The sequence below is a fragment of the Bradyrhizobium semiaridum genome (genome assembly GCF_020329505.1).
Lineage (GTDB): Bacteria > Pseudomonadota > Alphaproteobacteria > Rhizobiales > Xanthobacteraceae > Bradyrhizobium > Bradyrhizobium semiaridum.
Genome location: NZ_JAGKJJ010000007.1, coordinates 176,611 through 191,601 on the forward strand (window position 1 = coordinate 176,611; position 14,991 = coordinate 191,601).

The 14,991-nt window shown below is 65.7% G+C and carries 16 protein-coding genes and 1 tRNA gene; 7 read left to right on the forward strand and 10 right to left on the reverse strand.

The window, feature by feature from the left end; translation table 11 throughout:
* Positions 1-49: 49 nt before the first annotated feature.
* Both J6500_RS11485 and J6500_RS11490 read right to left on the reverse strand, forming a co-directional pair.
* Entirely contained in the window at positions 50-2,365 is a 2,316-nt protein-coding gene (locus tag J6500_RS11485) for a xanthine dehydrogenase family protein molybdopterin-binding subunit (protein ID WP_225712803.1), read from the reverse strand.
* Between the two features lies 1 nt (position 2,366).
* On the reverse strand, positions 2,367-2,819 hold the full coding sequence (locus J6500_RS11490) for a (2Fe-2S)-binding protein (protein WP_225712804.1): 453 nt from the start codon (positions 2,817-2,819) through the stop codon (positions 2,367-2,369).
* Positions 2,820-3,290: 471 nt separating this feature from the next.
* Between J6500_RS11490 and J6500_RS11495 the strand changes: the two genes are divergently transcribed.
* The 3 genes from J6500_RS11495 to J6500_RS11505 all read left to right on the forward strand — a co-directional run bounded on the left by J6500_RS11495 (position 3,291) and on the right by J6500_RS11505 (position 5,187).
* Positions 3,291-3,365, forward strand: a tRNA-Glu gene (locus J6500_RS11495).
* Between the two features lie 67 nt (positions 3,366-3,432).
* Positions 3,433-4,689, forward strand: a complete 1,257-nt coding sequence (gene serA, locus J6500_RS11500) for a phosphoglycerate dehydrogenase (RefSeq protein WP_225712805.1) — start codon at positions 3,433-3,435, stop codon at positions 4,687-4,689.
* A 75-nt stretch (positions 4,690-4,764) separates the two neighbouring features.
* The gene (locus J6500_RS11505; RefSeq protein ID WP_225712806.1) at positions 4,765-5,187 is read left to right on the forward strand and encodes a VOC family protein; all 423 of its coding nucleotides are present in this window, start codon (positions 4,765-4,767) and stop codon (positions 5,185-5,187) included.
* Positions 5,188-5,310: 123 nt separating this feature from the next.
* Here J6500_RS11505 and J6500_RS11510 read toward each other — a convergent pair whose 3' ends face one another.
* The 7 genes from J6500_RS11510 to J6500_RS11540 form a co-directional block, all read right to left on the reverse strand.
* Positions 5,311-5,643 (reverse strand): hypothetical protein, encoded by a 333-nt coding sequence (locus J6500_RS11510; protein WP_225712807.1) that lies wholly within the window; start codon positions 5,641-5,643, stop codon positions 5,311-5,313.
* Between the two features lie 101 nt (positions 5,644-5,744).
* Positions 5,745-6,044, reverse strand: coding sequence for a hypothetical protein (locus tag J6500_RS11515; RefSeq protein ID WP_225712808.1), 300 nt, complete (start codon positions 6,042-6,044; stop codon positions 5,745-5,747).
* 120 nt (positions 6,045-6,164) lie between these two features.
* Positions 6,165-6,371, reverse strand: coding sequence for a hypothetical protein (locus J6500_RS11520; RefSeq protein WP_225712809.1), 207 nt, complete (start codon positions 6,369-6,371; stop codon positions 6,165-6,167).
* Positions 6,372-6,668: 297 nt separating this feature from the next.
* Entirely contained in the window at positions 6,669-7,025 is a 357-nt protein-coding gene (locus tag J6500_RS11525) for a HepT-like ribonuclease domain-containing protein (RefSeq protein ID WP_225712810.1), read from the reverse strand.
* Entirely contained in the window at positions 7,025-7,327 is a 303-nt protein-coding gene (locus J6500_RS11530; RefSeq protein WP_225712811.1) for a nucleotidyltransferase family protein, read from the reverse strand. The genes J6500_RS11525 and J6500_RS11530 overlap by 1 nt, the downstream gene beginning before the upstream one ends.
* Positions 7,328-7,429: 102 nt before the next feature.
* Complete coding sequence (locus J6500_RS11535; protein ID WP_225712812.1) at positions 7,430-7,702, reverse strand: HGGxSTG domain-containing protein; 273 nt, start codon at positions 7,700-7,702, stop codon at positions 7,430-7,432.
* Positions 7,699-8,394, reverse strand: a complete 696-nt coding sequence (locus J6500_RS11540) for a hypothetical protein (protein ID WP_225712813.1) — start codon at positions 8,392-8,394, stop codon at positions 7,699-7,701. Before J6500_RS11540 ends, J6500_RS11535 begins: the two co-directional genes overlap by 4 nt.
* 643 nt (positions 8,395-9,037) lie before the next feature.
* On the opposite strand from J6500_RS11540, the gene J6500_RS11545 reads away from it, so the two are divergent.
* The 3 genes from J6500_RS11545 to J6500_RS11555 all read left to right on the forward strand — a co-directional run bounded on the left by J6500_RS11545 (position 9,038) and on the right by J6500_RS11555 (position 13,603).
* Complete coding sequence (locus J6500_RS11545; protein ID WP_225712814.1) at positions 9,038-11,359, forward strand: molybdopterin guanine dinucleotide-containing S/N-oxide reductase; 2,322 nt, start codon at positions 9,038-9,040, stop codon at positions 11,357-11,359.
* A gap of 108 nt (positions 11,360-11,467) precedes the next feature.
* On the forward strand, positions 11,468-12,514 hold the full coding sequence (locus tag J6500_RS11550) for an alpha/beta fold hydrolase (RefSeq protein ID WP_225712815.1): 1,047 nt from the start codon (positions 11,468-11,470) through the stop codon (positions 12,512-12,514).
* A gap of 96 nt (positions 12,515-12,610) precedes the next feature.
* Positions 12,611-13,603, forward strand: a complete 993-nt coding sequence (locus tag J6500_RS11555) for a L,D-transpeptidase family protein (protein ID WP_376707790.1) — start codon at positions 12,611-12,613, stop codon at positions 13,601-13,603.
* Between the two features lie 25 nt (positions 13,604-13,628).
* Here J6500_RS11555 and J6500_RS11560 read toward each other — a convergent pair whose 3' ends face one another.
* Complete coding sequence (locus tag J6500_RS11560; RefSeq protein ID WP_225712817.1) at positions 13,629-14,141, reverse strand: winged helix-turn-helix transcriptional regulator; 513 nt, start codon at positions 14,139-14,141, stop codon at positions 13,629-13,631.
* A gap of 196 nt (positions 14,142-14,337) precedes the next feature.
* On the opposite strand from J6500_RS11560, the gene J6500_RS11565 reads away from it, so the two are divergent.
* Complete coding sequence (locus J6500_RS11565) at positions 14,338-14,976, forward strand: 2-hydroxychromene-2-carboxylate isomerase (RefSeq protein ID WP_225712818.1); 639 nt, start codon at positions 14,338-14,340, stop codon at positions 14,974-14,976.
* Positions 14,977-14,991: the final 15 nt, after the last annotated feature.

A 14,991-nucleotide genomic window follows, 5' to 3' on the forward strand; every position in this document is an offset into this window, starting at 1 on the left:
GCTCCTGTCAGATCGATGAGAACCGTTTGTCGCGCCTAACGTTCCAGCCTCACGCTTCCAGCTGCTTGCCGATCGGAAGCGCGCGGATGCGCTTTCCGGTGGCGGCGAAGATCGCGTTGATCAGCGCCGGGGCGAACGGCGGCACGCCGGGCTCGCCGACGCCGCTCGGCGGCGTCCCCGGTGCCGGCGGCACGATGTGGACGTTGGTGATCGCAGGCGACTCGTCGATCCGGATCACCGGGAAGTCGTCGAAATTGCTCTGCTGCACCTTGCCGTCCTTGAAGGTGATCTCGCCGTATTTGGCGAGGCTCAGCCCCATGATCGCGGCGCCTTCGATCTGCGAGTAGATGCGCTCCGGGTTGACATAGGTGCCGCAATCGATCGCGGTGTCGACCCGCGGCACCGTCAGCTTACCCTTCTCGTCCACGGCCACCTCGACGATGGTCGCGATGTAGCTGACGAAGGAGCGATGCACGGCGATGCCGAGGCCGTGGCCCTTCGGCACCTTGCGGCCCCACTCGCCCTTCTCGGCGACCAGCTCGACCACCTTGCGCAAGCGCCCGGTGTCGATCGGGTAGCTCTCATACGGCTCGCCGTAGTTCCAGGGATCCTTCACCGAGGACAGGTCGACGATCCGCGGCTTGCCGATCAATTCGAGCAGCATGTCCTTCGGGTCGCGGCCCGTCGCCTGCGCGATCTCCGCGACCATCGACTGCACCGCGAAGGCGCGCGGGATGTTCGACACCGAGCGGAACCAGCCGATCCGCGTGAACGCGGCCGCTTCCGGATTCTCGCATTGCAGATTGGCGATCTCGAATGGGTTGTCGATCAGGCCCATGCCGAGCTCGAACGGCGCCTCGTGATTGGCGCCGGCCGCGAACGTCGACGCAATGGTCGGCGCCACGCTGCGGTGCCGCCACGCGATCACCTTGCCGCTCTTGTCGAGACCGGCCTCGATCCGCTCCACCGACACGGTGTGCAGGAAGTCGTGATGGACGTCGTCCTCACGGGTCCACTGCACCTTGACCGGCGCGCCGAGCTCCTTCGACAGCAGCGCCGCCTCGATCGCGAAATCGCACTTGGATTTGCGTCCGAAGCCGCCGCCGAGCAGCGTCACGTTGACGGTGACGTTGCCCTCGGGGATGCCGAGCGTCTTGGCGACGTCCTCGCGGGTGCCGCCGGGGCTCTGCACCGGCGCCCAGATCTCGCACTTGTCGCCCTTGACGTCGGCGACCGCGACCGGCGGCTCCATGCTGACATGGGCGAGATGCGGCAGATAATACTCGCCGACGATGACCTTGTCGGCGCCCTTTAGCGCCGCCTCGACATCGCCTTCCTTGCGCACGACGAGGCCGGGTTTTCGCGCGGCTTCCTCGAGCGACGCACGATAGGCGACTGAATCGTACTTGGCGTTGGCGCCGTCGTCCCAGACGATCTTCAGCGCATCGCGGCCCTTGATCGCGGCGCCGGTGTTGCGCGCGATCACGGCCACGCCGCCGAGCGGCTGGAATTTGGACGGCCACGGCCAGCCCTTGACCTCCATCACCTTCTCGACGCCGGGTACCTTCTCGGCCGCGCTGCCGTCGAACGACTTCAGCTTGCCGCCGGTGACCGGCGGCCGCGCGATCACGGCGTATTTCATCCCGGGCAGGCGGATGTCGGCGCCGTAATGCGCCTTGCCGGTGGTGATGTCGTGCAGGTCGACGATCGAGACCTCGCCCTTGCCGAGATAGCGGAAGTCCTTCGGGTCCTTCAGCTTCAGCCCCTCGATGCTCGGCACCGATTCCTTGGTGGCATCGGCGGCGAGCTCGCCGAAACCGAGCTTGCGGCCGCTGGCGGAATGCACGACCTCGTGGTTCTGCGCCTTCACCTCGCTGGCCGGCACGCCCCATTTCTTGGCGGCGGCGGCCTCCAGCATCGAACGTGCCGAGGCGCCGATCTGGCGCATCGGGATCAGATAGTGCCGCGTCGAGCGCGAGCCGTCGGTATCCTGGTTGCCGAACTTGACCTCGTCGCCATGGGCCTGCTGGACATGGACGCGGCTCCAGTCCGCCTCCATCTCCTCGGCGACAATCAGGGGCAGGCTGGTGCGGACGCCGGTTCCCATCTCGGAGCGGTGCGCCAGGATGGTGACGACGCCATCAGGCGCGATCGCCACGAACACGCGCGGATCGACCACGACGCCATGCGGCATCTTGCCGGCGCCGGTCTCATAGGCGAAGGCGGTGCGCGACATCACGGGCGCGGCGAGCACGAACGAGCCGGCGATGCCGAGGCCCTTGAGGATGCTGCGGCGCGAAACGTTCTCGACCTTCACATGCTTCTCGAAGCCGCGAAGCTGTCCGGGATTGGTGCGGATATTCATGTCACACCCCCGTCGATGCGAGATGCACGGCATTCTCGATCCGCTGGTAGCAGCCGCAGCGGCAGATATTGCCGGACATCGCTTCGCGGATCTGGTCGTGGCTCGGCTTCGGGTTCTCGTTCAAGAGCGCCGCGGCCTGCATGATCTGGCCGGCCTGGCAGTAGCCGCATTGCGGCACGTTGACCTGGCGCCACGCCTTCTGCACCGGGTGATCGCCGGTCGGGTGCAGGCCCTCGATCGTGGTGACCTCGCGGCCGGCCGCGTCGGACACCGAGGTAATGCAGGCACGCACCGCCTGCTTGTCGATGATCACGGTGCAGGCGCCGCACAGCGCCTGGCCGCAGCCGAACTTGGTGCCGGTCAGGCCGGCTTCGTCGCGGAGAAACCAGAGCAGCGAAAGATCCGGGTCGCCGTCCCAATTCTGTTCCTGGCCGTTGATTTTTAGTTTGATCATGGTCTGTCCTCGCTCTTCTTAAGCATTGACCTGGAGCGGAGCAGGAGGGACGGAACGTCTTCCGCCGCCCGCGGCCGCCTTGATGTTTTGTTTGCCAAGATGTTCGGTGAGCTGAATTGCCGTGCGCCAAGGGCCAGCGCTGCGTCCAAGCACTCCTCTCGCTTCTCGGGCGCCGCGCCGGCGCAGCATGGTGAAGGGCTGCGATGCTAGCAGAGGTCGGCGCCGAGTGACTTCACAGACAGGTGTTGTGCATGCGCGATTTGTCAAAAGCGGGGCCGTGCACGACAGCGGCGTGACATCTCAAGGTGGCCTGCGCTGCAACCGGCGGGGGCGGTGCCGCCGGCGCGGCGGCTGGGCCGTGCGGGGCCGAAACCGCCTTCGCCCCGGTCAACGACGCATGGCAAAATCCCCGCCGCAATGCACAAGCCATCTTGCGGCAGTCCGATTTCAAGGCTATTGCCTTGCCTTCACGCTCCCTTCGTCTAGCGGTTAGGACGCGGCCCTCTCAAGGCTGAAACAGGGGTTCGATTCCCCTAGGGAGCGCCATTTATCCCAAAAACCCTGAAATTCTGGGCCTCGGCAGCTCATCATCAGCTGAAGGACGTTCGCGATCGTGGACAACACGCCGCAATTCTCGCTCGCCAAGGACAAGATCCGCGTGCTGCTGCTCGAAGGCGTCAATGACAGCGCCGTCGAGCTGATCGAGGCGGCCGGCTATTCCAGCGTGACGCGGCTGTCGAAGGCGCTGGAAGGCGCGGCGCTGAAGGAGGCGATCAGGGGCGTCCACATGCTCGGCATCCGCTCGCGCACCCAGATCACGCCTGAGGTTTTGGAGGCCGCGGACCGGCTGATCGCGATCGGCTGTTTCAGCGTCGGCACCAACCAGGTCGACATCGACGCGGCGCGCCGCACCGGCATCCCGGTGTTCAATGCGCCGTTCTCCAACACCCGCAGCGTCGCCGAGCTGGTGATCGGCGAGATCGTGTTCCTGTTCCGCCGCATCCTCGCGCGCTCGAACGCCGCCCATGAGGGCCGCTGGGACAAGTCTGCGAGCGACAGCCTCGAGGTGCGCGGCAAGACGCTCGGCATCGTCGGCTACGGCAATATCGGCTCGCAGCTCTCCTACCTCGCGGAAGCGATGGGGATGCGGGTGATCTTCTACGATCACACCGACAAGCTGCGCCACGGCAACACCGAGCCGACCGCGACACTGCACGAGCTGCTGGCGCAGAGCGACGTCGTCAGCCTGCACGTGCCGGAGACGCCGGCCACCGCCGGCATGATCGGCCGCGAGGAGATTGCCGCGATCAAGCCGGGCGCCTTCTTCATCAACAACAGCCGCGGCACGGTGGTCGATCTCGACGCGCTGGCCGAGGCGCTGCGCGCCGGCCGGCTGCGCGGCGCCGCCGTCGACGTGTTCCCGGCGGAGCCGAAGTCGAATGCCGATAAATTCGTGTCGCCGCTGCAGGGCCTGCCGAACGTGATCCTGACGCCGCATATCGGCGGCTCCACCGAGGAGGCGCAGGAGCGCATCGGCGCCGAGGTGGCGCGCAAGCTGGTCGATTACAGCGACACCGGCTCGACCATGGGCGCGGTCAACTTCCCGCAGGTGCAATTGCCGGCGCGCCCGCTCGGCACCCGCTTCATCCAGGTGCAGCGCAATCTGCCCGGCATGCTCGGCCGCCTCAACGAGGTGCTGGCCCGCCACGCCGTCAACATCGCCGCGCAATATTACGAGACCGCGAACGACGTCGGCTACGTGGTGCTCGATGCCGACGCCTCGGCCGCCGACAGCCAGCGCGTGCTCGCCGACATCCGCGCGCTGGAGGGCACCATCCGCGCCCGGCTGCTCTACGAGCACAAGATCTAGAAATTCGACAGGCCGTGTCGGGACCGGCGCGGCCGGTTCGTCCTTGGGCCGGACCCACCCGGAGCACCCCGCCCGATGCCCAAGCTGATCTTCATCAACCTGCCCGTCCTGGACCTCGCCCGCGCCACCGCATTCTATCAGGCGATCGGCGCCGTCAGGAACGAGCAATTCTGCGACGACACGGCATCATGCATGGTGTTGTCCGAGACGATCCACGTGATGCTGATGACCCACGACAAGTATCGGTTCTTCACCAGCAAGACGATCGCGGACCCCAAGACCACCAGCCAGGTGCTGCTCTGCATCTCGGCCGACAGCCGTGCCGAGGTTGATGACGTCGTCACCCGGGCCGGCCGCGCCGGCGGCGTGGTCGATCCGGCGCCCGTCGACGAATACGACTTCATGTACGGCCGCAGCTTCGAGGATCCCGACGGCCATCTCTGGGGCGTGAACTGGATGGATATGGCGGCGTTCGCGAAGGCGGCAGCGCCGGCTTAGGGGCATCGACGCAACGCCGGCCTACGCGCAGAAGAACGAGGCCGGGCGAGAGCCCGGCGTCGCCCGCGTCCCGGCATGGAGCGTTTTTCGCGCCATGCCGGGATCAGGCCGGGGCCGTCGCGATCACCAGGCGGCGTAGTAGGGGCTTCCCCATCCGCCATAGTACCGGGGGCCGTAATAGCCGCCCCATGCATACGGCCGATAGTAGACGCGCGGCCGGTAATAGCGGGGGCCGTAATAGCCATAGCGCGGGCCGTAATAGGCGGGGTAATAGCCGTAGCCGGGCCCATAATAGTAAGGTGAGGCCGCCGCCGCGGCGCCGAAAGCCAGCGCTCCGGCCGCAAGGCCAAATCCGATCCCCGGACCCCACCCGCCGCGCCAGCGCGCTTCGGCGGGAGCAACCGTGGCGACCGAGATCGCACCGACCGCCAGGGCCGCGAGTGCAATTTTCCGCATCGTAACCTCCATAATCGTGTGGAATGTTAATGCGGGCAACTGCGGACCTGTTCCTGCGACTTTCGGCTGCGGTCGCGATGCGGCAGGACGACCGGATCGGCCTATGCCGCGTCGGGCCGGGCCGTCTCCATGATCCGCCTTTCAAGCATGGCGATGGTCTGCTTGAGATTGGCGCACCGCTCGTTCAGCGACCGCGCCAGGATCGGATACCGTGCGTCCGATCGATTGAAGATCCCCGCGCGCTGCTCTTCTGCCGCGATGTCGGCCTCGATCTGCCGGCAGGCCAGCACGAGGTCGGACAACATCCTGCCGATCTTCGACTCCAGCGTGGTGCTGGCGCGAGCTGTTCCAAAACGACGATGCAAACCCATTTGCGTGCTCCGCGTGTTCGAGTTCAGCACACCCGTATATCCGGCGCCGAACGGTTCACGCGGACATCGCAAATTGCCTGCCAACGGCAGGCACGTGAGAGCACGGAGTGTCTGACGGACGGATCGATTGCTTCGGAGCCATGGAGCGGCTCAGCCGACCATGCCCTGCATGCACGAAGGGCTGGCCCCGTTGCTACGGGACATCACCTTGCGGATCGGCCCGACGCTGTAAGGCTTGTTCAGGAAGAACTCGCGGTTGCCCAGCGCGGCTTCGGCGTACTGGTCGATAGCAAGCGTAGCCCGGATGAGCGCAGCGAAATCCGGGAATGGTCCGCCCCCGCATGTCGCTGCGCTCATGCGGGCTACTTGCGTGGGCCTCAGGGAGGGTATGGGTGCATTGGTTGACATCACGCCCGATGCTCGCGCGGCAAATGGTGCCGCCACGAACCGATCAAGTTTTGTCAACGTGTGACGGTGCGACGATTTTCAACCTCGCCGTTCGAGCAACGCATTTGGTATGTCCCATTGTCCACCGGGAATCTCGGCTGGCAACTCAGCCTTGTTGGCAACTGCTACAATCGCCCTAGTGATCCTTGGCTGAACGATTGCAGCGCGGTCATGCTGCGCGCATTTCGAGAAGGATCAAGTGCATTGTCATCGTAGTGAATCTTCGATTTCGTCGAGCATCCGCAGAATGATCGGCTGCAATTTCGGCATATGAACCGTCGCGATTTCCCAAAGCTGCTTGTCGTCGAGCCGTTGATATTCATGCCGCAAGATATTCCCGATGCCGATGATGGACGGCCACGGTGCATCGGGATAGCGGGATTGAATATCCGGCGACAGTGCGCCTGCCGCTTCGGAAACGATCTGCACTGCACGTTCCACAGCGCGGCGATGGATATAGCTATCCTGATATCGCGCGAACGAGAGGCCGCGAATGGTCAGCGCGACGCCTTCGATTTCATCACGAATATGAAGAAGGCGCGCGCGAGGACTCTTGCTGGCCATTAAAATATCCGGACGGCCTCGCGCTCAACATCATCAAGGATGTAAGGTGACAGGCCGCTTCGCGTGGAATAGCCGATCTCTACCCGATCACCGAAGGCCTGTTGAATGGCAGCGTAGGCATCCATGAACGGCAAGAAGCCGAAGTCCCGGTCGGACGCAGGATCGACGAAAACATCCACGTCGGAGTCGTCGCACGCTTCATCGCGCGCATGGGAGCCGAACAGGTAAAGCGCCGCCACCCCGAATGCCCGCAAGGCGGGTTCAGTTTCTTTCAGGCGGGCAATGACCTCTTCACGGCGCATGCCAACAAATATATGCCATCAGGTATGAATTTTCCATGTGTGCGGGAATGCGAGTTTCTTCGTGAAATCAAAGCCATAGATGCGGGCAGCCCTAACGGCGGTTCAGCCGTACTTGATCCCCTCCAACATCTTCCGCACCTCTCCCAACAACAACCGTATCTCCCTCCGCTCTGCGATCGCGCCCCGCGTGAACAGCCCATGCTTCCACGCATTCCGGTTCGCCCTCGGCGCGCCGGATCCCTCGGCGCCGCCGTGCATGCGGCAGCGCGCCTTGCCGTGAACCGCCGGTGCGCGGCAGGCGCCGCCGGTGCGGGTCTTGGCGCCGCAGCGCGGGCTTGCCAGCATCGCCTCGGGATGTGCGATGGAATCGCTCATGCCTGAGCGTCCCGCGGGCTCTCTGCGCAATCGCGCCGGTGTCTGGTGCGCGCGGGCTTCGGCGCGATGCGCGGCGCGACGGGCGGGGTTTGGTCGGACACGATCACGTTCGCATGCTGGGTGATGGTGCCGACGATGGCGTTGCCGCCGTCCTCCACGTTCACGTTCTGCACGGTGATGGCCGGCTCGCCAGATCGTGGGCCTTCTCGTGTGCCTTGGCTGCGGTAGCGGTTGAGCGCCTCGATCTGGGCGGGGAAGGTGCGGGCGAGCCGGCCGAGGGCGCGCGCGGCGCTGTCGTGCTGGGCGAGGTCGTTGGCGTTTGCGAGGTGTTGGGCGCAGCGCATCGCCATCACGTGCACCGACACCATCTGGGCCACCAGCATGGCCTCGACGGAATCCCGCGGGCGGATGCTCTGCACCATCGAGATCATGAAGGCGAGGTTGACCTCGTCGGCCCTGCCGCCGTTGGCGCTGGCCTTGATCAATTGCCGCAGCATGCCCTCCATCGCGTCGCGATCGGCGACGCCGAGCGCGTTCGCCATCAGCTGCTCGCCGAGCGCGGGCTCGGGATGGTCGATGCGGAAGCCGTGCGAGGAGAGTTTGAGCCGCGGGGCGGCGGCGGCCTGGGTCGCTTGGGTCTGTTTCGGCGTGGCAATCGTCGTCGGCACGGTGGTCTCGGGCGCGGTGGTCATGTCGATCATCCTGGGAACGCGACGGACGCGCGCGGGCGAGCGTTCGCCGCGGGCGCGCCGGTGCTGGTTCAATGCGGGGTGAGGAGCTTCGGCGGCAAGCGCACCCGGTGCCCGCTGCTCGGGGCAAGGGAGGCGCTTGGCGCGATTTCGGAATATTGGAATTGTGCCACTGAGTTGCCCGACGTGTCAAGCCGTTCGTCCGCGCCGGCGGCGGCCGGCTCCTTTGCATGGGGTTGTTTTTCGAGATTTGGCCGGCGGGCACCCGCGTAGGCAGAGTAATCGCATACGCTGGTGCCTGCATGGGCGGTCGGCCCCCTCTCCCGCTTGCGGGGGAGGGTTGGGGTGGGGGTCTCTCGACGAGTCATACGCGGAACTAGCTCCCACCCGGATCGCATCCGCGATGCGATCCGGCCTTCCCCCGCAAGCGGGAGAGGCGAAGCGAGCCAGCGGCTCATCCAGCACCCGTCATATGCGATTGCCATGCCCCGCAAGTGGGAGAGGCGAGGCGGGCCAGCGGATCAAGCCGTGGCCGCCTGCGTTCCCGGCAACCCTGAACCCGGGACATTGCCGATTGGATCATGGTAGTGGTCCGGTTGTTGCGACAGGCGCGGCCTGATGCCGGCCTGCGGATGAAGGACATGCGATGAGCGATACACTCGGCCACCCCGATCCCGGTCTCGACCTGTCCGACGGCTTCATGCCGCACACCTCGCATTGGGGCGTGTTCTCGGCGCGGCTCGGCAAGGCCGGTCTCGAGGTCAGGCCGTATGCCGCCGATCCCGATCCGAACCGCATCATCGACAACTTTCCCGGCGCGCTGCGCCATCAGGCGCGCATCGCCCAGCCGGCGATCCGCCGCGGCTGGCTCGAGCGCGGCCCGGGGCCCGACGACCGCCGCGGCCGCGACGAGTTCGTCTCGGTGAGCTGGGAGCAGGCGCTCGACCTGCTCGGCGGCGAGCTGGCGCGGATCCGCGACACCATCGGCCCGCACGCCGTGTTCGGCGGTTCCTATGGCTGGTCCAGCGCCGGCCGCTTCCACCACGCGCAGAGCCAGGTGCATCGTTTTCTCAACATCGCGCTCGGCGGCTACGTGCGCTCGGTCAACACCTATTCCTCCGGCGCGTCCTCGGTGCTGCTGCCGCAGATCCTCGCCGGCTATGAGGAGATCACCAAGCGCAACGTCACCTGGGAGCAGATCGCTGAAGAAACCGAGATCCTGCTGGCGTTCGGCGGCATGGCGCTGAAGAACTCGATGGTAGCGGGCGGCTCGATCAGCAAGCATGTCGAGCGCGGCGCCATGGCCGCGGCGCGCCGGCGCGGCTGCGAATTCGTGCTGGTCAGCCCGCTGCGCGACGACCTTCCGGTCGAGGCCGGCGCCGAATGGCTGACCGCGTTGCCCGGCACCGACACCGCGCTGATGCTCGGCCTCGTCCACACGCTGGTCGCTGAGGGCCTGCACGACCAGGCTTTCCTTGACCGCTACACCGAGGGTTGGCCGGTGTTTCTGCGCTACCTGACCGGCGAGACCGATGGACAGCCGAAGAGCGCCGAATGGGCCGCTGCCATCTGCGGCATCGGCGCTGATGCGATCAGGACGCTGGCGCGCCGGCTCGCCGGGCGGCGCGCGCTGATCACGGTCTCGCATTCGCTGCAGCGCGCCGAGCATGGCGAGCAGCCGGTGTGGATGGGCATGGTGCTGGCGGCGGCGCTCGGCCAGATTGGCCTGCCCGGCGGCGGCTACGCCTATTCGTTAGGGGCCATCGGCTATTACGGCCGCCGCGTCAACGCGGTCGCCGGGCCGACGCTGTCGCAGGGTCGCAACGGCGTCGCCGACTTCATCCCGGTGGCGCGCATCGCCGACATGCTGCTCAATCCCGGCACCACCTATCGCTACGATGGCGAGACGCGGACCTATCCGGATATCCGTCTGGTCTACTGGGCCGGCGGCAATCCGTTCCATCACCACCAGGACATCAACCGACTGCGCAAGGCGTTCGCGCGGCTCGATACGCTGGTGGTGCATGAGCTGGCCTGGACCGCGACGGCGCGGCACGCCGACATCGTGCTGCCCTCGACCATGACGCTGGAGCGCGAGGACATCGGCTATTCCACCAACGATCCCCTGATGGTCGCGATGCACCGCATCGCCGAGCCATACGGCCTTGCGCGCGACGACTACGAGATCTTCGCCGATCTCGCCGAGCGGTTAGGGGCCCGCGAGCCCTTCACCGAAGGCCGCACGGCGCGGCAATGGCTGGAGCATCTCTACGAGCCGACCCGCCGCTCGCTCGCCGCGCAGGGGCTCGAGGCGCCCGACTTCGACGAATTCTGGCGGCGCGGCAGCCTGGTGGTGCCGCAGCAGGCGGACGACGGCGGCACGCTGCGGCGATTTCGCGAAGACCCCGTCGCGCGCCCGCTGCCGACGCCGAGCGGACGCATCGAGATCTACTCGGCCAAGATCGCCGCGCATGGCGATGCGGATTGCCCGGGCCATCCGGTCTGGCTCGACAAGACCGACATGCCGCGGCCGGATGCGCCTTGCTTCCTGGTCGCCAACCAGCCGGTGACGCGGCTGCACAGCCAGCTCGATTTCGGCGGCCATTCGCTCGCCGCCAAGCATCGCGGCCGCGAGGTCGCGCGCATGAACCCGCGCGACGCTGAGGCGCGCGGCATCAAGGACGGCGACATCATCCGCCTGTTCAACACGCGCGGCGCCTGTCTCGCCGCGGTTCACGTCACCGACGGCATCGCGCCCGGCGTGGTGCAGCTGCCGACCGGCGCCTGGTACGATCCGACGGATCCCGAGGAGGAGGCGCCGCTCTGCGTGCACGGCAATCCGAACGTGCTGACGCGCGATATCGGCACCTCGTCGTTCGCGCAGGGCTGCACCGGCCAGCTTACTGTCGTCGAGGTGGAACGCTTCAGCGGCAACCTGCCGCCGATCCGCGCGTTCGATCCGGTGTAGGGCGCGTCTCGCCGCCGGATCACGAACAAATCATCTGACGGCGCTGGATGGCGCCGCCGCGTTCGGCTACGGCATCGCGAGATCATCTCGATGCTCGGATTTGGCAAGATGCACCTCAAAACCCTGTTTCATGTCGCCATTGCTGCGGCCGTCACGCTCGGCGCGTCGCACGCATTCGCGCAGTCGGCAAGCGAAGAACCGGCCTACGGGCCGGAATTGCAGGGTTTTGAATATCCCTATCCGGTCGAGCACTATCGCTTCAGCTCGCAGGGGCAGGAGCTCGACATGGCCTATCTCGACGTCAAGCCGGCGACGCCAAACGGCCAGACCGCTGTGCTGCTGCACGGCAAGAATTTCTGTGCCGCGACCTGGGACGGCACCATCAAGGCGCTGAGCGGCGCCGGCTATCGCGTGATCGCGATGGACCAGATCGGCTTCTGCAAGTCGAGCAAGCCGGAACGCTACCAGTTCACCTTCCAGCAGCTCGCCGGCAACAGCCGTGCGCTGCTGGCTTCGCTCGGCATCGAGCATTCCATCATGGTCGGCCATTCCACCGGCGGCATGCTGGCGATGCGCTACGCCCTGATGTATCCGGCCGCCACCGACCGTCTGGTGCTGGTCGATCCGATCGGCCTTGAGGACTGGAAGGCCAAGGGCGTGCCATGGCTCAGCCTCGATGGCTGGATGCAGCGCGAGACCCGCGTCACCGCCGACAGCATCCGCGCCTATGAGCGCGCCACTTACTACGCCGACACCTGGGATGCGTCCTACGAGATCTGGGTGCAGATGCTGGCCGGGATGTATCGCGGTCCGGGCCGCGCGGCGGTGGCGTCGAGCTCGGCGCGGCTCTACGACATGATCGCGACGCAGCCGGTGTTCTACGAATTCGAGCAGATCAAGCCGCCGACGCTGCTGCTGATCGGCGACAAGGACACCACCGCGATCGGCAAGGACACCGCGCCGCCCGAGATCCGCAAGACGCTCGGTAATTACCCTGACCTGGGCAAGGCGGCCGCAAAACGGATTCCGCAGGCGCAGCTGATCGAATTCCCCGATCTCGGCCATTCCCCGCAGATCCAGGCGCCGGCCCGCTTCCACGCGGCATTGCTCGGCTGGCTGCAGCATCCGCAGACGGGCGGAACGCAGGTCAAATAGGCTGGCGCCGCAACACAGGAACCGCGCACTCATTTTGCCGTTCTGTTGATGGAATGAAGTCGTAAGGAGAGCGCCGGCAAGCTGAAAGGCGGACCAATGTCGCTCGGCCAAGCGTGCAAGGCCGGTCTGATGCTGGCCCTCATCCTGGTGACCGGCGCGGCGTTCGGCGCCGAGATGAACGCCGCTGCGATCGAAGCGGCCGAGCCGTCCAGCAAGACCCTCTCCAACGAAAAGCCGACGCCGGCGGGCGTGCGATTGCAGGTCCTGCTCGACCGGGCGCACTTCTCGCCCGGCGAGATCGACGGCAGGTTCGGCGAGAACGCCAGGAAGGCCCTACGGGCCTACGCCGAAGCCCGGCAGCTGCCGAGCGCCGATGCGATCACCGATGAGGTCTGGACAGCGCTGCGCGCGGACAATCGCCCGGTGACGGCCAGCTACACCATCACCGAACAGGATCTCGCCGGCCCGTTCCTGCGCAAGCTGCCCTCCAGGATGGAGCAGATGAAGAACCTCCCAAAGCTCGGCTTCACCAGCGCGCGCGAGATGCTCGCGGAGAGATTTCACATGAGCGAGCAGTTGCTGGCGGATCTCAACCCCGGGCAACGCTTCGACCGCGCCGGTGCAACCATCGTCGTGGTCGACACCGGCAGCGGAGTGCCGCCGGCAAAGGCGGACCACGTCGAGGTCGACAAGAACCGCCAGGTCGTCAAGCTGTTCGACAAGTCGAATGCGCTGGTCGGCTTCTATCCCGCGACGGTCGGCAGCAAGGAGAAGCCGTCGCCCACCGGCAATTTGAAGGTCACCGAGATCCACCGCAATCCGACCTATCGCTACAACCCGGACTATCGGTTCAAGGAGGTCCGGTCACGCAGGCCCTTCACCATCAAGCCCGGCCCCAACAATCCGGTCGGCAATGTCTGGATCACTCTGTCGGCCGAGGGCTACGGCATCCATGGCACGGCGTCACCGGGTAAGGTCTCCAAGGCCGAGTCGCATGGCTGCGTGCGTCTCACCAACTGGGACGCCGAGCGCGTCGCGAAGAGCGTCGCAAAGGGCACCGTGGTCGCGTTCGTCGATGATGCCCGGTGAGCGCGGTTCGCCGGGACCATCCGATCTAGTCCAGCGCGACGCCGCGCCTGGCGCGCTCCTGCGCTCTCGCATGCACCGGTGAGGATTTCCGCGCGCCGGGTCCGGGATGGACGTGGACAGCCTTCGCGCTCAGCGGTTCGCCGCATTCCGAGCAGACCATGACGGGGTCGAACATCTTCTGGCAGGCCTTGTGCTGGTGCAGCATCGGCCGGCCCCGGGAATCGACCATGTGGATGTTGCCCCAGTGCACGATCGACATGATGATCGGATAGAGGTCGAGGCCCTTCTGCGTCAGGATGTATTCGTAGCGCTTCGGCGCCTCCTGATAGGGAATCTTGCGCAGCACGCCGAAGCGCACCAACTTCTTCAGCCGGTCGGCGAGCAGATGGCGGGTGATTCCGAGCGAGGCCTGGAAGTCGTCGAAGCGGCGGATGCGCAGGAAGCATTCGCGCAGGATCAACAGGCTCCAGCGGTCGCCGATCACCGCCACGGTGCGGGCCAGCGAGCACGGCTCCTCTTCGAGGGCATCCCATTTCATCGGCGTCTCCAGCGATCTGCGACGACAGTATACATAAAATTCTAAAACAGAACTGACGTCATTTCAACAGGATGGCTTCATACAGGCGATTGTATGATAAATATCATATTGACAGTTCTAAAATAGAACTTAAGGTCTCCGCCCACGGTCAACCGGTGGCAAGTGCCACCGCAAATCCAAAGGGAAGGGCGTTTCCATGGCTGCTCCGCTCAAGGTCGAGTTCCACTTCGATTTTGGCAGCCCCAACGCCTATCTCGCCGAATTGGTCCTGCCGGAGATCGAAAAGCGCACCGGCGCGAAATTCGCCTACGTCCCGGTGCTGCTCGGCGGCGTCTACAAGGCGACCGGCAACATGTCGCCGGGCGAGTCGCTGCGCGGGATCAAGAACAAGCCGGAATACAACGCGCTCGAGACCGAGCGCTTCCTGCGCCGCCACAACATCACGAAATTCACGAAGAACCCGTTCTTCCCGGTCAACACACTGATGCTGATGCGCGGCGTCGTTGCCGCCGAGTTCGAGGGCCTGTTCGAGCCGTATTTCCGCGCCGCCTATCACCACATGTGGGTCGAGCCCAAGAAGATGGACGACCCGCACGTGTTTCGCGAGGCGTTCCTGTCCTCTGGCCTCGATATCGACCGCATCATCGTCCGGGCGCAGCGGGACGAGGTCAAGAGGAGGCTGATCGAGAACACCAGCACTGCCGTGGCGCGCGGCTCGTTCGGCTCGCCGACTTTCTTTGTCGGTGACGAGATCTTCTTCGGCAAGGACCGCGTCCGCGAGGTCGAGGAAGAGATCGTCGCGCAGCTGGCCGCAGGGCGGCGCAAGACCGCCTGAGCAGGGGTGCTTCAA

What these genes read in the sequence shown, in the direction of transcription:
- J6500_RS11510 (WP_225712807.1), bottom strand. Translation starts at nt 5,643, where the DNA reads ATGCGGAAAATTGCACTCGCGGCCCTGGCGGTCGGTGCGATCTCGGTC.
- J6500_RS11520 (WP_225712809.1), bottom strand. Translation starts at nt 6,371, where the DNA reads ATGAGCGCAGCGACATGCGGGGGCGGACCATTCCCGGATTTCGCTGCG.
- J6500_RS11485 (WP_225712803.1), bottom strand. Translation starts at nt 2,365, where the DNA reads ATGAATATCCGCACCAATCCCGGACAGCTTCGCGGCTTCGAGAAGCAT.
- J6500_RS11505 (WP_225712806.1), top strand. Translation starts at nt 4,765, where the DNA reads ATGCCCAAGCTGATCTTCATCAACCTGCCCGTCCTGGACCTCGCCCGC.
- J6500_RS11560 (WP_225712817.1), bottom strand. Translation starts at nt 14,141, where the DNA reads ATGAAATGGGATGCCCTCGAAGAGGAGCCGTGCTCGCTGGCCCGCACC.
- J6500_RS11525 (WP_225712810.1), bottom strand. Translation starts at nt 7,025, where the DNA reads ATGGCCAGCAAGAGTCCTCGCGCGCGCCTTCTTCATATTCGTGATGAA.
- J6500_RS11540 (WP_225712813.1), bottom strand. Translation starts at nt 8,394, where the DNA reads ATGACCACCGCGCCCGAGACCACCGTGCCGACGACGATTGCCACGCCG.
- J6500_RS11535 (WP_225712812.1), bottom strand. Translation starts at nt 7,702, where the DNA reads ATGAGCGATTCCATCGCACATCCCGAGGCGATGCTGGCAAGCCCGCGC.
- J6500_RS11490 (WP_225712804.1), bottom strand. Translation starts at nt 2,819, where the DNA reads ATGATCAAACTAAAAATCAACGGCCAGGAACAGAATTGGGACGGCGAC.
- J6500_RS11545 (WP_225712814.1), top strand. Translation starts at nt 9,038, where the DNA reads ATGAGCGATACACTCGGCCACCCCGATCCCGGTCTCGACCTGTCCGAC.
- J6500_RS11550 (WP_225712815.1), top strand. Translation starts at nt 11,468, where the DNA reads ATGCACCTCAAAACCCTGTTTCATGTCGCCATTGCTGCGGCCGTCACG.
- J6500_RS11530 (WP_225712811.1), bottom strand. Translation starts at nt 7,327, where the DNA reads ATGCGCCGTGAAGAGGTCATTGCCCGCCTGAAAGAAACTGAACCCGCC.
- J6500_RS11555 (WP_376707790.1), top strand. Translation starts at nt 12,611, where the DNA reads ATGTCGCTCGGCCAAGCGTGCAAGGCCGGTCTGATGCTGGCCCTCATC.
- J6500_RS11565 (WP_225712818.1), top strand. Translation starts at nt 14,338, where the DNA reads ATGGCTGCTCCGCTCAAGGTCGAGTTCCACTTCGATTTTGGCAGCCCC.